Raw genomic sequence first — 12,416 nt, 5'->3', positions numbered from 1 at the left:
GCTAATTAGTCTCATCGATGCCTGACCTACTCAATCCATTTTTCTCAATGGGGTTGAAAGAAAAGCAGCGTTTCACGGTCTTATTAAGTGATTGTTACTTGTTGGAGTCACACTTGAAATCTCGGATATTTACCTTAGTTAGCTTGTGCTTATCTCTGCTTTGTTCTTTTTCATTATCTGCCGCCAGTACTGGCTGGCTGACCAATCCGCAGCATCCTCCAATACAAGTGCAGCTTACCCTGACTGGTGAAAAGGATGTTTCCAGCCAAACCCTTGCAGCAATATTGCAAGTGAAACTCGATGGCGATTGGAAAACCTACTGGCGCGCGCCCGGTGAAGGAGGCATAGCGCCTAGCGTAGATTGGCAGCAATCAAGCAATGTCAAACAAGTTGATTGGTTTTGGCCCGTCCCTAAGCGCTTTAACACATTAGGACTAGAAACCTTAGGCTATCAAGATGAAGTCACCTTTCCATTACAGATCCAGTTGGCGCAATTAGACCGTGAAACTCAACTGCGCGGTAAGTTTACCCTTTCAAGCTGCACCACTGTGTGTGTGCTAACAGACTATGAGTTAGCGCTCGACTTTAATGCTACAGACCTGACCGGCGATAGTAATGCCATGTATTTGTACAATAAAGCCATGGTACAAGTGCCGCAAACTCAGCCACAACAAGCCCAGCTAAGTCAGTTAACTTGGGATCAGGCTCAGCAACAGATCAGCTTTACGATTACCGGTAAAACTTGGGACAAACCCGATGTTTTTATCATTGGCGACCCCGACACTTACTTCAAAATTGAACAGCTACAACCTGAACAAAACCAGTTAAAAGGGCTAATATCCGTTAAAGGTTGGCTCGGCGAAGTCAACTTAGAGCAACAGTTATTAACCTTAGTGGTAGCCGACAAAGAGTTGGCTATCGAAGTAAGTAAACTCGCCCAAGCCGGCAACATCGATTTCAGTGCTTTTAAACAAAACACCATTGGCTGGCCAAGTATGCTGCTTATCGCCTTACTAGGTGGCTTGATCTTAAACATTATGCCTTGTGTTTTACCCGTGTTAGGAATGAAGCTCAGCACCGTGCTCACGGCAAAAAATCAAAGCCAAGGGCAAATTAGAAAACAGTTTATTGCTTCTGCTTTTGGCATTATTAGCTCATTTTGGTTGCTTGCTTTAGCGGTATTGTTATTAAAGGTCAGTGGCCAAAGCATTGGCTGGGGCATTCAGTTTCAGCAACCTTGGTTTATTGGCTTTATGGCGTTAATTACCACGCTATTTGCATTAAACATGCTGGGCTTATTTGAAATTCAACTGCCCAGCGCGCTACAAACTAAGCTCGCCACTAGCGGTGGTCATTCTTATCTCGGCCACTATGTGCAAGGCATGTTTGCCACCCTATTAGCAACGCCATGTAGCGCGCCCTTTTTAGGCACCGCTGTTGCCTTTGCATTGGGTGCCAATACCTTAAGTCTGTTTATTATCTTCACCGCCTTGGGAGTCGGCATGGCCCTGCCTTGGTTGGTAATCGCCACGGCTCCACAGCTGGCTCGTTATTTGCCACGCCCGGGCCGCTGGATGCAACAGATTAAAATTTTCTTCTCGGTGTTGCTGCTTGCCACCTCGATTTGGTTAATTAGCTTATTGCACAGTTTTGTCGGCGGCTGGTTATGGGTGATCTTTGGCGTCCTTGCTATTGGCCTTTGTATCCTAATCAAACAAAAATACGGCGCTAAAATAGCCTTGATTTGTATTAGTTTGAGCTTTATTGGCTTAGGCGCAATTGGCATTACGGCTGCACTAACCAGTGAGCAATGGGCTTCGCCGTTAAACCCCGAACTGGCTTGGCACATGTTAGATCAACAAGATATTGACCAACAAGTAGCGCAAGGTAAAACCGTGTTTGTTGATATTACTGCCGACTGGTGCATCACCTGTAAAGCCAACAAAGTTGGCGTGCTACTACAGCAGCCGGTCTATGATGCCTTGCAGCAACCGAATATTTATTTAATGAAAGGCGACTGGACCAAACCTGCACCGCATATTAGTGATTACTTACAACAAAATGGTCGCTATGGCGTGCCTTTTAACATTGTTTACGGGCCCAATGCACCTGAAGGTATTGCCTTACCAGTGATACTCAATAGTGAAGATGTTATCAGCGCCATTAATCGCGCATCTGCCACCTCTCTTACTCAATAGGAATAAACATATGAAACTGTTACCCCTTGCCGCCTTAATGCTCGCAAGCCCGTTGGCCTTTGCCGCACCATCAAGCTTTACACCCGAGCAGCAGGCCGAACTTAAGGTATTGATCAAACAAGCGTTAGTTGAAGACCCAGAGATCTTAAAAGAAGCCGTAGTGGCGTTACAGCAATATGAAGAAGAGCAAGCCAAAGCGTCTCAAGTAGGGTTACTTGAAAAACAAGCGAAAGCCATTTTCGAAAGTCCCAACGACCCTTGGTTTGGCGCCGAAAACCCGAAACTAGTGATGACTTATTTCACCGACTTTAACTGCCCATACTGCAAACGCATCGAGCCTCATTTAGCCAAACTGGTAGAAGAATTTCCCGAGCTACAAATCAAGATAAAAATGGTGCCTTTACTGGGCGAAAGCTCGAAAGAAGCAGTAGATTTAGCGCAAACCGTATGGCAGCATGAGCCAGAAAAATACCTTAAGTTAAAGAAAACCTTAATGGCAAAACCTACTCGTTTGGACAGTGCCAGCATTGCCCAAGCAGCGAAGGCAACAGGCACAGAACAATGGCTAGGTAAAGCCGATGCGACCACCGCGACCACCATTAATAACAATATGAATTTAATGCGCGCGCTCGGGCTACGCGGCACACCAAGCTTAGTGTTTGCCGACCAAATCGTACCCGGCTTAGTCGATTACGATCAACTCAAAGCGGGTGTTGAAAAAGCATTAGCCGCGCAGGAGTAATTAGTTAGTGGTAAAAAGATTATTAAGCTGGGCCAAGCAGGCCCTGTTGTTACTGGTTGTCGCGATAGTATTAAGTGGCGCAATAGACTGGTGGCGCAGTAAAGATATAGATAGAACCAACCTGCCACCGTTAGTTGGCACCAGCCTAAAAAAAGTGCCGATTGATCTTGCCAGCTTAAGCCAAGATCAAGCGGTACTGGTGTATTTTTGGGGCACTTGGTGTCACGTATGTAATTACGTCAGCCCAGCAGTCAATAGCATGGCAACGCACTACCCAACGGTGACCGTGGCCCTAGGCTCAGGTGATGACAATCGCATGAACCAATACCTCTACCACCATCAATATGATTTTACCGTGCTTAATGATCCTAACAACTCACTTGTACAGTCTTGGAACATCAGTGTCACCCCCACTATTCTCGTGGTCAAAAACAATCAAGTCGTATACTACACCACCGGCTTTACAAGCTTGCCAGGATTGTGGTGGCGAATGCTAACGGCTTAACTAACACAGCAGGCTTACCGCGCCAGGTTGGCCTGCAAATGATGAGCGCCGATTGTTTATTCTTCACCCTGTCGCACCAGTTTAAACGCCCATATCCAACAAACAAGTAACAAAATAATTGCTAAAAAGTGACTAAATGCGGCTATTTTCTCTGCCTTGCTCAACCAACCAACTGAACCAAACAAAGCATACCAATCATGGCGACCGCCACCCACTAAAGGCAATACACGGGCATTTGCATCGCCCATATATTCAGCCATATACATCATACTTTCAGCCAGCCAAATACCACATAAGGCCGCAGAAAAGCGTTGCTTTAAACGGTAGAAATGAGCCGCACATAAAGCAGGTACTAGTAACTGTAAAAACGTGCCACCTAATAAATGCAGGGTATCGCCAAATGGGATAAAAAACAGGTGTCCCGCCTCATGAAAAGCCAAATTAACGCCATCAATAAAATGATAGCGATAAGCAAAAGCTAGCCACAAACAATAAGGCACTAGCGCCAATAGAATAAGCAGTTTGGCTTTATTAATAGGTTTAGTCTCGGCTCCTGGCACGTGGTATTTTTTCATGCTAGCGCGTCACTAACATTCATTTGCTTGTCTCGGCTAGCAAGTGCTGCCAATGTGGCTGGCGTTTAAACATCACCTCAACATAGCTACACTCTGGCACCACTTTAAATTGCTGCTCTTGAGCAAAGGCAACCATGGCTTCCATTAATTGCATAGCCACACCTTGACCACGAAACTGCTCAGGTACCCGAGTACTGTTAACATAAATGATCTGGCCCTGCTTTATATACGTCATCACCGCGCTATCAACTGATAAAGGCTCAGTATAAAAAGTGCCTTGCAACTCATCTTCTTGATGGCCAATACTCATTTTTCATCTCCATTATTAAATAACCTCAGTTTTGCTTAAGCTGATTATGAGAGGATAAAGCATGTTTTTACTATTCTGCTTACCCAAAACTCGAGTTTAATAGGTTCAGTTTATACCGAACTGAATAAGAGATCTGTTTCTCGAACAGCTTTAAGCAAGCAGGGCTAACTCAACAATCGCTTCACAATGAATTGCCGTGGTGTCAAATAAGGGCAACTCCATATCTGATTGATTAACCAATAACGCAATTTCAGTGCAGCCTAAGATGATTCCTTGCGCGCCCTGCTCACGTAAGTCGGCCATCACAGCTAAAAAATCAGCCTTAGCTTGTGCGCTAAACTGACCTAAACAAAGTTGCTCAAAGATTACTTTATGGATCATCGCGCGCTGCGTCGCATTAGGCGTAACGACGTCAATATCAAAACGGTCAGCTAAGCGGCCTTTATAAAAGTCTTGCTCCATGGTAAACGCAGTACCGAGTAAACCAACTTTAGTGATGTTCGCTTGTTGCAGTTGTTTTGCCGTCGCATCGGCAATATGTAACAAGGGTAAATTAATATTGGCCATCACCTGATCGGCAACTTTATGCATGGTATTAGTCGCAATGACAATAAAGTCAGCCCCAGCCATCTCAAGGGATTTAGCCGCCTCAGCTAAGATAAAGCCAGCTTGATACCAATCCCCCTGCTGTTGCAGTGCTGCTATTTCCGCAAAATCCACACTGAACAGAACCAACTTAGCCGAGTGTAAGCCACCCAACTCTGTTTTGATCAGTTGGTTAATTTGCTGATAATAAAGCTGAGTCGACTCCCAGCTCATGCCGCCAATAATGCCGATTGTTTTCATACTTTACCCGGTGCCATTAATCGAAGCATTACTGTGAGGCAAACGCCAAAAAACGTCAATCTGCGACTAAGTTCAACTTGCCATCCCGGTTCACAGTTATGATCTTGCTAACATTTCGCTGCAAAAATAATCACGAAAGATCAACAGCCCCTAATACAAGGCTTTAATTCGAGCCGTAAAGTCAGACGCAGTACGGCGCATGTAGTGGCCTGACTGTACGGTTAAGCTGGTATCCGCTAAGGCGAGATCTGTTTTGGTATCAGCAAAATCCCCTTTTGGCATCACGACAACAGCTGTTAACTTGGCTATTTCTGCTTGATAATCCGCATCATCGTTGCAAATAGCGGCAATCGAATCCAATAAAGCACTGGTGCGCTCACCGGCATGATTAAGTACCCATGCATCTTGGTATTTCTTCTCGGCCAGTTGTGCTTTGTTCGCCGCAAGCATGCTATCAAACTCATCCCAATTAACCGTTACTGTCAAAGCCGTGTTACCACAAGCTTGCTGCATTTTATTCGCTGACTGTGAGATAACTTCATCAGCACCGCGCTTCGCCTTCGTTTCAGCTACGCCCGCCCAACTTGTCATCGACACACAAGTTAATACACCTGCTAGCATTATATTTCTCATTTACTTATTCCTTACCTATAAAAAGGGCTGCTGCGCTAAGCGCATGCAGCCAAAACACACAATGGGTATCATAAAAAAGGGAGGTTAAATTAGCGCCACTGTTTCACGCCAACAGTACGGTTTTCCATATCTTTGATGTAGTAGTCGTTAACCGAGAACGACACATTTTCAAATTCGTCAAAGAAGAAACGCTTACGCTTCAGCTGTAGGTTTTCCATCATTTGGTTATACATATTCGGTGTTAGGGTGATTTCGACCCAAGAGTCACTAACACCACGGATCATGCCCTCATCACCCGCCATTAACTTCACATTATGCTCAGGACTAATCACCTCAATACTGCGACCATGTGGAATGCGCCCCGGTAAAATAGCCAATAAATACTCGGCAGCTAACGCATCAATCTCAATATAAGCGGAGCTTGCATCGCTAACATTAAACAAGATTTTGCCACAAGGAACGCATTCCGTGTCTGAACCATCATTTTCAGCACCGCGACGTATGGCTTGCGCAATGTTTTCATTTTTCAAAATACTAAAACGGCCTAGGTCGACTAAACCAGCGGGGGTTTGATAAGACAGCACTTGCATGAATTTTTCCATGGTCCAACTACGCGCCGCCATGGCTTCATCGGCGGTAATTGGCATGACCTGAATAAATTCAATTTTGTCATCGCCATTATCTAACGCTTCAATAGCAGGGTCTTCAACAAACAACACCGTATCTAAGAAACAATCAACAAAGCTTACCAAGGGACGATTGATCGCCACCATATCTCCAACAACAAAGCCGTTGTCACGATTAAAAGCAAACTTAGCCAGCGATTTAATAAACTCTACCGCCCAAACTGGCGCTGCTTCATCATCACTTTTAACACGGAAGCTAAGCTCAAAGCCGTATTTTTTAAAACCTGTGGTTAAAAACAACCAGTGCGATTCTGGCTCACTCATCTTATAAGCCGCAATCATATCAAGAGGTTGGTCTCCCCCCAGTTCAAAGGGAATATCAGGTTTAAATTCTGTTGCCTGTAGTGAGCCGAGTAATACTTCAATGCTATTTTTAGTTGCCGTTGTCATCAATAGTCCTTATTGAATTTCACTTATTCAATTAATTAAAAAAAGGGTCAGAGAAAAAATCTCAATATATTGATTCTATTGCTAATTATGGGTCTAAGCCGCTGCATAGAACTGACTCTATTAACGCAATGGTCACAAAAAGGGGGTTAAAAAAACTAATAAAAAATACAAAAGTTATCATTTTCGAATAAGCTAAATACATCGTTGGCATCTCTCACCCCTTTCTCTAACCATAAATGGAAGTTAATAATGAACAAAAATATCCTGATGTTATTTACTGGTATTGCAATCATGCCCGCGTTGGCACTTGCCGCCAACGACTCCCACCACGCCGTAGCAGACAGCGTGATAGCACAGCAACGCGCCGCGCTAGCAGAGAGCACCAAAGATAAAGGCTATGGCCCGCAAGCACCGCGCGACATTGATACTTTAGCGGGTACCAATACCAGAGAATTTGGCATGGCACCGCCTTACACAGCAATGAACTTATGTAATATTCATTTTCATAAAAATGCTGAGCACAAAGGCGGCGAATTCAACAAATACGCAGGTAATGGTGACGGCCATGGTTACAACAGTGGTTATGTATACACTGGTAAGCTAACTGCTGCAGAGCTAGCGCCTTTTAACCAAGAAGTGGGCGCAGGAGAGCACAATAAACTGCAGTCAGGCGATACCATCGAAGTGCATTTCGTACACTCAACTGCGCAAGTAAAACCGGGGCCAACCCTTGGCTCATGTTTAAATGATGCGATAGGCAACCCACAGCTACGTGTAGAAACCCAAGTGTACGTAGTGGTCAATGACAAAAATGCACTCGATTTCGTTAAGCAAACTGAATACGGTCTAAAAGATGGCCTTTACCAGGCAATCAATATTCCAACCAATACAGGCGAAGCAATCCAATATGCAGGCTCTACCACTGGCCCTAGCTACAACGAAAAAGGCTCGCCATTTCAAGTAACATGGAGCGTTCGCCCACAAGTTGCTAAGGTAAACATCGCCACCGTAGCACAATGGCTTAAAGGTAATGACTTTAATGAAGATCACGCTCACGGCGTGCGAAATCTAGTTGTAAACCCTGATTTACTTTCTGATGGCCATTAATTGAAACGCATACTGCGATAAGCGATGGGTCTAACCCCCTAGCAACAGGCGTGTTGTACAAAGCAACACGCCCTAGCCTATTTTTTATCTCTAATAAATTGAGAAACAACTACCTAGACCAGATGAAACTGGCTTTGCATGCCCTGTTCGCGTAGCGGAATAATGGCTTGATATGCCGCACTGTTATACCAGCTTTTCGCCGTGACTTTATCGGGAAACTGGATCACCGCTTTTTTTGAGTGAGTGGCATCGCCATGCAACACCTCTACTTCCCCTTTGGCAATGAACTGACCGCCAAATTCAGCCACGATGACCGCCGCTTGTTCACTATATTGCGCGAGTTGTACCTTATCTAATGGTGTTAGATCGACAATCACTAAACTTGTCATTTGCTTTCTCCTTATTGTGATTAACTCATTAACTGTGAGCCACTTATTTGCACGACCCGATTCAGTTGACACAGCTTATTATTGTGATAAAAATTTAACAACAGACCAAAAATAAACTGATTGTTTAAAAATATGAACAGTGTAAAGCTAGCCCCGCTGCTGTTAATTTTTGTAGAAGTGGCGAATAAGCGCTCTTTTACCGCCGCAGCAAAAAAACTCGGTATGAGCAAATCTGCTATTAGCCAGCAAATAAAACGCCTTGAGCAAGCCACGGGGCAGCAGCTATTAGCGCGCAACACCCGTGGTGTAACACTCACCGCAGTGGGAGAAACATTGCTCGCCCGCAGTGAGCTGCTGAGCCAACAATTAAGCCTCACGTTAACCGAGCTGAATAGCGCAAAAGCACAGCCCAGCGGCCAGTTTAAAGTATCGGTACCGCCCTTTTTTGAACAACATATCGTTATTCCCGCATTGCAGCAGTTATGTGTGGAGTTTCCAAAGCTAAGCCCCGAAATTATCGTGACCGGAAAGTGGCAAGATCTGAGGGAGCACAACCTAGATGTCGCCATTTTTGGTGGTGATTTAAAAGACAGCAACTACCGCGCATTGTCGATAGGCAAAGTTGCTGAAATATTCTGCGCTTCACCACGCTACCTCAAACAACACGGAAACTTAACCAACCTCGAGCAATTAACTTCGCACCGATTTATTGCTACACCTTGGCAACATGATGAACTGCGGTTATTTGATAACAAACAAAACAATGAACAACGACTCAAAATCGCACATTACGCAAAAACCAATACTCTAAATACGGTATTAGAAATGGTCCAACATGATATGGGCGTGGCGCTGTTTCCTGCGTTTTTAGCAACTGAAGAACTAAGTAACGAAAGGCTAAAAAGGGTGCTACCAGAGCTTCAAGGTAGAGCATGGCAGTTTTATTTCTTGCACCAATATCACGGTGAAAAACCAATCCATATCGGGCGATTTCATCAGCTAATTAGCCATTATTTTAATAAAGCCAACAGCTAAAACCACAACTCCTGAATAAAAAAATGGCCGTCTAATGACAGCCATTCTGTACAGAAAAACATAACAAATTACTTTTTGGTCGCCATCACATCTTCCAAGGTTAGCCCAGTCAAATCACGAATAGCGCGCCACAAGTAATAAAAAACCCCTAACAACATCAACATAGATGGCAACGCAATCATAGGGTAACTGTATAAGGTTAATTGTCCCAATTGCTCATTAAATTCAGGCGTCCCCGCAGGACTCGTTACCAACCACTTAGCCAACACGTAATTCATTGTGGCAGAAAAAACGAAAGAGCCAGCGACCAAATAAGTGGCTTTCATTAAGCGCTTTTCAAAGGCGGCGGTGCTGTTATGCTCAACTAATTTCTGCTTAATTTTTTCCACATCCATTACATCAGGATTAAACAGCAAGGCTCTAACTAAAGGGTAAGGGGTAAAAGTAGACACCAACACCGCGATACCGATAATCGCAGGAATGGCCGCTTCTTTAATCGCTAGCCATTTTGTATCTAGTTCAAATAAGCCAATACCGCCAGTTAGCGACACACTCAGCAACCCTAACAGCGCGATAAAATTAAACTTACGATATTTAATTAATTCAAACAGACCCCAACCAAGTGGAAAGGCCAACGCAGCGACTAGGCCACCACTCGCGCCCAACTCACTGTCACCACTTAATTTCATTAAAATAAAAGACGGAATGATGATACTGACAATCAGGTCAACCATCGGGCGAGGTTTATGTGTCGATGCACTTTTCATAATACTTACTTTTTTATTACAAACTAATTGCGAAGGTTATAGCTAATTATCTGCCATAACACAACCAATCATGAGCCGTGCAGCATGACCGCACTCCTCGCACTTTGGAAATAAAGGAGCAACTTGGCTCAAGCTATTGAGCGCTCTGAGATTGAATGGGAAACTCAATCATAAACTCAGCCCCATGGCCGGTTTCAGACTCACATTGAATATGGCCATTTAGCTTATGTACCACCAAATTATAAACAATACTTAAACCCAACCCTGCACCGCCCAGCCCTCGGTCAGTGGTGAAAAAGGGCTCAAAAATTTTACCGATAATGGCAGTATCAATCCCCCTACCGTCATCACTCACCGTCAAATTAACCTGCTGTTTATCATAAACAAGTGAAAAATCCACATGGCCACTTTGAGCGCCTCGAGCAAAACCATGAATAAAGGCATTTAAAGCTAAGTGCGTCGCTATTTGTGCGATCACTCCCGGAAAAGTAAAAACCTCAGGCTCATCATCAGGCGCGGATACACTCACCAGCACGTCACCTTTATTCAATTCAGGCTCTAAACTCAATAACACATCTTTAAGATAAGCGCTGATTCGGATGGTTCTGGCTTCTTCAGCTTGCTGATCAACAGCAATTTGCTTAAAGCTTTTCACCAGAGCCGCCGCCCGCTGTAAATTTTCGAGTAAGATCTGATAATTTTCACGGCTTTGTTGGCAAAAGTCGACAAAAGTAGAACGCTTAATGTTGCCCGATTCAAAATGAGTTAGTAGCTTATTTGACTCTTCTTGCATGTACGAAGCGAGCGTGACACAAATACCTAAAGGTGTATTCACTTCATGGGCGACACCACAAACCAAGTTCCCTAATGAAGCCATTTTCTCCGACTCCACCAATTGCTGCTTGGTTAGCTCCATCTCTTTTATTACCGCTTTTAGCTGCTCCTGCTTTTCAAATATCTCACGAGTACGAAGCGCCACCTCATTCTGAAACCGCACCGCGAAGTGCTTACGACTTTGGTTAGTGCGATACAGGCTATACACAAGCACCAAAATCAACCCCAAAAACGAGCTAACCGCCAACCCAGAGTAAATATAATGACGTGATAGTTTCGCGGCTTGATTTGCATCGGTTAATGACTGATTTAAAAAGTAGAATTGGTTTATTTGCGCCATTATTTTTGCCTTGGCAATAAAGTACTGGTTGCTATAAAGCAGTTCAATAGCTTTCAAACGCGAAGGTGAGTGCTCAAAGTCAACCTCAGTAAGTGCCAAGCGGGTCAACCGCAGAGCTTGCAGCTCTATTTTACTTAAATCATTCGATGCCTTCTCAGCTGACAACAGCAAGCCGGATTCATCCTGACTTAAATGCAAAGGCTGCAGGCCCTGCTGAAATGACGTTACCTCGCCTTGGTAGGAAGGGGCCTTGCCATATCGAGGTAACAAGAAGTCCCAATAAGCCAAATGATAATTAGCAGGAAGAGGGGCTGATCCATCGCGAATAGCAAGAATATTCTGGTAATAATTGTCAAATTTTCGCTGCCCAGTTACCGCGTAACTTCTTGCCATTAAGGTTAAATGATCAGAGCTTTGTCGCAATTGCTCGGCCAACAAATATGACTGATCCTCCTCTGACTGAGATTGTTGCACAGCAGCTAAAGATAAGAATGATAGATACGTAAATAAACAGGCAGACAAGGAGAAAACAATCGCCAACAAGGGGGTCGAAGTCGAAAAAAATCGTTCAACAGGCTGAGCCTGATCCATCGAGCCATCTTGCATCAAATCTCAAAGCCCACTCTGCCTACACTACTCTAAGCTTAATAAAGAATACTTAACTTGCTCGATTATTCGCCGAGTACTCGCTCGCCGAGTTTTTAGCTAAATTCCGAAATTGTCATAGCCTAGCCAATTTTTTTCGTGGATATATCCAGAATATGCTCCAAAGAAGAACATCATGTGAGCCGCCTTCCTTTAGATGATGCAAGCTTGCACAAGATTGAATGGGTCCCCTAACTTTTTATTTTACAAAACGCCTCCCCTAGGATTTGCTTTTTATCATTCCATGTTAAAATCACAAAAAAATCAAACAACAATTAATATCAATCTGACCTGGTCAACTGAATTCGGTCACCCTAGTTAAGTTCGTTAAGCTACTTCTTTTACCGACTTATCCATACGTTCAAATTCATTAGGACTTTGATAATTTAGGTATGAATGCATCCGCTGGCTGTT

13 protein-coding genes are annotated in these 12,416 nt (G+C 44.1%); 5 read left to right on the top strand and 8 right to left on the bottom strand.

The window, feature by feature from the left end; all coding sequences use genetic code 11:
* Positions 1 to 47: 47 nt before the first annotated feature.
* The 3 genes from K6Y31_RS03475 to K6Y31_RS03465 are packed head-to-tail and all read left to right on the top strand — an operon-like array spanning position 48 to position 3,445.
* Positions 48 to 2,198, top strand: a complete 2,151-nt coding sequence (locus K6Y31_RS03475) for a protein-disulfide reductase DsbD family protein (protein WP_233051678.1) — start codon at positions 48 to 50, stop codon at positions 2,196 to 2,198.
* A gap of 10 nt (positions 2,199 to 2,208) precedes the next feature.
* On the top strand, positions 2,209 to 2,940 hold the full coding sequence (locus K6Y31_RS03470; RefSeq protein WP_233051459.1) for a DsbA family protein: 732 nt from the start codon (positions 2,209 to 2,211) through the stop codon (positions 2,938 to 2,940).
* A 7-nt stretch (positions 2,941 to 2,947) separates the two neighbouring features.
* Positions 2,948 to 3,445: a protein disulfide oxidoreductase gene (locus tag K6Y31_RS03465; RefSeq protein ID WP_233051458.1), complete on the top strand. Its 498-nt coding sequence runs from the start codon at positions 2,948 to 2,950 to the stop codon at positions 3,443 to 3,445.
* Between the two features lie 56 nt (positions 3,446 to 3,501).
* Here K6Y31_RS03465 and K6Y31_RS03460 read toward each other — a convergent pair whose 3' ends face one another.
* The 5 genes from K6Y31_RS03460 to K6Y31_RS03440 all read right to left on the bottom strand — a co-directional run bounded on the left by K6Y31_RS03460 (position 3,502) and on the right by K6Y31_RS03440 (position 6,885).
* On the bottom strand, positions 3,502 to 4,020 hold the full coding sequence (locus K6Y31_RS03460; protein ID WP_233051457.1) for a hypothetical protein: 519 nt from the start codon (positions 4,018 to 4,020) through the stop codon (positions 3,502 to 3,504).
* 19 nt (positions 4,021 to 4,039) lie between these two features.
* The gene (locus tag K6Y31_RS03455) at positions 4,040 to 4,330 is read right to left on the bottom strand and encodes a GNAT family N-acetyltransferase (protein WP_233051456.1); all 291 of its coding nucleotides are present in this window, start codon (positions 4,328 to 4,330) and stop codon (positions 4,040 to 4,042) included.
* Between the two features lie 150 nt (positions 4,331 to 4,480).
* Entirely contained in the window at positions 4,481 to 5,176 is a 696-nt protein-coding gene (locus tag K6Y31_RS03450; protein WP_233051455.1) for an aspartate/glutamate racemase family protein, read from the bottom strand.
* 150 nt (positions 5,177 to 5,326) lie between these two features.
* The gene (locus tag K6Y31_RS03445) at positions 5,327 to 5,809 is read right to left on the bottom strand and encodes a hypothetical protein (RefSeq protein ID WP_233051454.1); all 483 of its coding nucleotides are present in this window, start codon (positions 5,807 to 5,809) and stop codon (positions 5,327 to 5,329) included.
* Positions 5,810 to 5,898: 89 nt separating this feature from the next.
* Complete coding sequence (locus K6Y31_RS03440) at positions 5,899 to 6,885, bottom strand: suppressor of fused domain protein (RefSeq protein ID WP_233051453.1); 987 nt, start codon at positions 6,883 to 6,885, stop codon at positions 5,899 to 5,901.
* 249 nt (positions 6,886 to 7,134) lie between these two features.
* Between K6Y31_RS03440 and K6Y31_RS03435 the strand changes: the two genes are divergently transcribed.
* On the top strand, positions 7,135 to 7,992 hold the full coding sequence (locus K6Y31_RS03435) for a delta-class carbonic anhydrase (protein ID WP_233051452.1): 858 nt from the start codon (positions 7,135 to 7,137) through the stop codon (positions 7,990 to 7,992).
* Positions 7,993 to 8,105: 113 nt separating this feature from the next.
* Here the strand turns inward: K6Y31_RS03435 and K6Y31_RS03430 are convergent, their stop codons facing one another.
* The gene (locus tag K6Y31_RS03430) at positions 8,106 to 8,381 is read right to left on the bottom strand and encodes a DUF1330 domain-containing protein (RefSeq protein ID WP_233051451.1); all 276 of its coding nucleotides are present in this window, start codon (positions 8,379 to 8,381) and stop codon (positions 8,106 to 8,108) included.
* Between the two features lie 132 nt (positions 8,382 to 8,513).
* Between K6Y31_RS03430 and K6Y31_RS03425 the strand changes: the two genes are divergently transcribed.
* The gene (locus tag K6Y31_RS03425) at positions 8,514 to 9,416 is read left to right on the top strand and encodes a LysR family transcriptional regulator (protein WP_233051450.1); all 903 of its coding nucleotides are present in this window, start codon (positions 8,514 to 8,516) and stop codon (positions 9,414 to 9,416) included.
* 68 nt (positions 9,417 to 9,484) lie between these two features.
* On the opposite strand, the gene K6Y31_RS03420 is transcribed toward K6Y31_RS03425, so the two are convergent.
* Together K6Y31_RS03420 and K6Y31_RS03415 are read right to left on the bottom strand one after the other, a co-directional pair.
* The gene (locus K6Y31_RS03420; RefSeq protein WP_233051449.1) at positions 9,485 to 10,183 is read right to left on the bottom strand and encodes a VC0807 family protein; all 699 of its coding nucleotides are present in this window, start codon (positions 10,181 to 10,183) and stop codon (positions 9,485 to 9,487) included.
* 133 nt (positions 10,184 to 10,316) lie between these two features.
* Positions 10,317 to 11,948, bottom strand: a complete 1,632-nt coding sequence (locus K6Y31_RS03415; protein WP_233051448.1) for a sensor histidine kinase — start codon at positions 11,946 to 11,948, stop codon at positions 10,317 to 10,319.
* Positions 11,949 to 12,416 lie beyond the last annotated feature (468 nt).

It is taken from the genome of Motilimonas cestriensis (assembly GCF_021295315.1).
GTDB lineage: Bacteria > Pseudomonadota > Gammaproteobacteria > Enterobacterales > CBDFNC01 > Motilimonas > Motilimonas cestriensis.
Note: the sequence above shows the minus strand (reverse complement) of the source record. Positions and strands in the feature narration are given on the sequence as shown.

Excerpts from the sequence above, each read along its gene's own strand:
- K6Y31_RS03435 (WP_233051452.1), top strand. The coding sequence starts at position 7,135 with ATGAACAAAAATATCCTGATGTTATTTACTGGTATTGCAATCATGCCC.
- K6Y31_RS03450 (WP_233051455.1), bottom strand. The coding sequence starts at position 5,176 with ATGAAAACAATCGGCATTATTGGCGGCATGAGCTGGGAGTCGACTCAG.
- K6Y31_RS03415 (WP_233051448.1), bottom strand. The coding sequence starts at position 11,948 with ATGGATCAGGCTCAGCCTGTTGAACGATTTTTTTCGACTTCGACCCCC.
- K6Y31_RS03445 (WP_233051454.1), bottom strand. The coding sequence starts at position 5,809 with ATGAGAAATATAATGCTAGCAGGTGTATTAACTTGTGTGTCGATGACA.
- K6Y31_RS03440 (WP_233051453.1), bottom strand. The coding sequence starts at position 6,885 with ATGACAACGGCAACTAAAAATAGCATTGAAGTATTACTCGGCTCACTA.
- K6Y31_RS03425 (WP_233051450.1), top strand. The coding sequence starts at position 8,514 with ATGAACAGTGTAAAGCTAGCCCCGCTGCTGTTAATTTTTGTAGAAGTG.
- K6Y31_RS03420 (WP_233051449.1), bottom strand. The coding sequence starts at position 10,183 with ATGAAAAGTGCATCGACACATAAACCTCGCCCGATGGTTGACCTGATT.
- K6Y31_RS03470 (WP_233051459.1), top strand. The coding sequence starts at position 2,209 with ATGAAACTGTTACCCCTTGCCGCCTTAATGCTCGCAAGCCCGTTGGCC.
- K6Y31_RS03460 (WP_233051457.1), bottom strand. The coding sequence starts at position 4,020 with ATGAAAAAATACCACGTGCCAGGAGCCGAGACTAAACCTATTAATAAA.
- K6Y31_RS03455 (WP_233051456.1), bottom strand. The coding sequence starts at position 4,330 with ATGAGTATTGGCCATCAAGAAGATGAGTTGCAAGGCACTTTTTATACT.
- K6Y31_RS03430 (WP_233051451.1), bottom strand. The coding sequence starts at position 8,381 with ATGACAAGTTTAGTGATTGTCGATCTAACACCATTAGATAAGGTACAA.
- K6Y31_RS03475 (WP_233051678.1), top strand. The coding sequence starts at position 48 with ATGGGGTTGAAAGAAAAGCAGCGTTTCACGGTCTTATTAAGTGATTGT.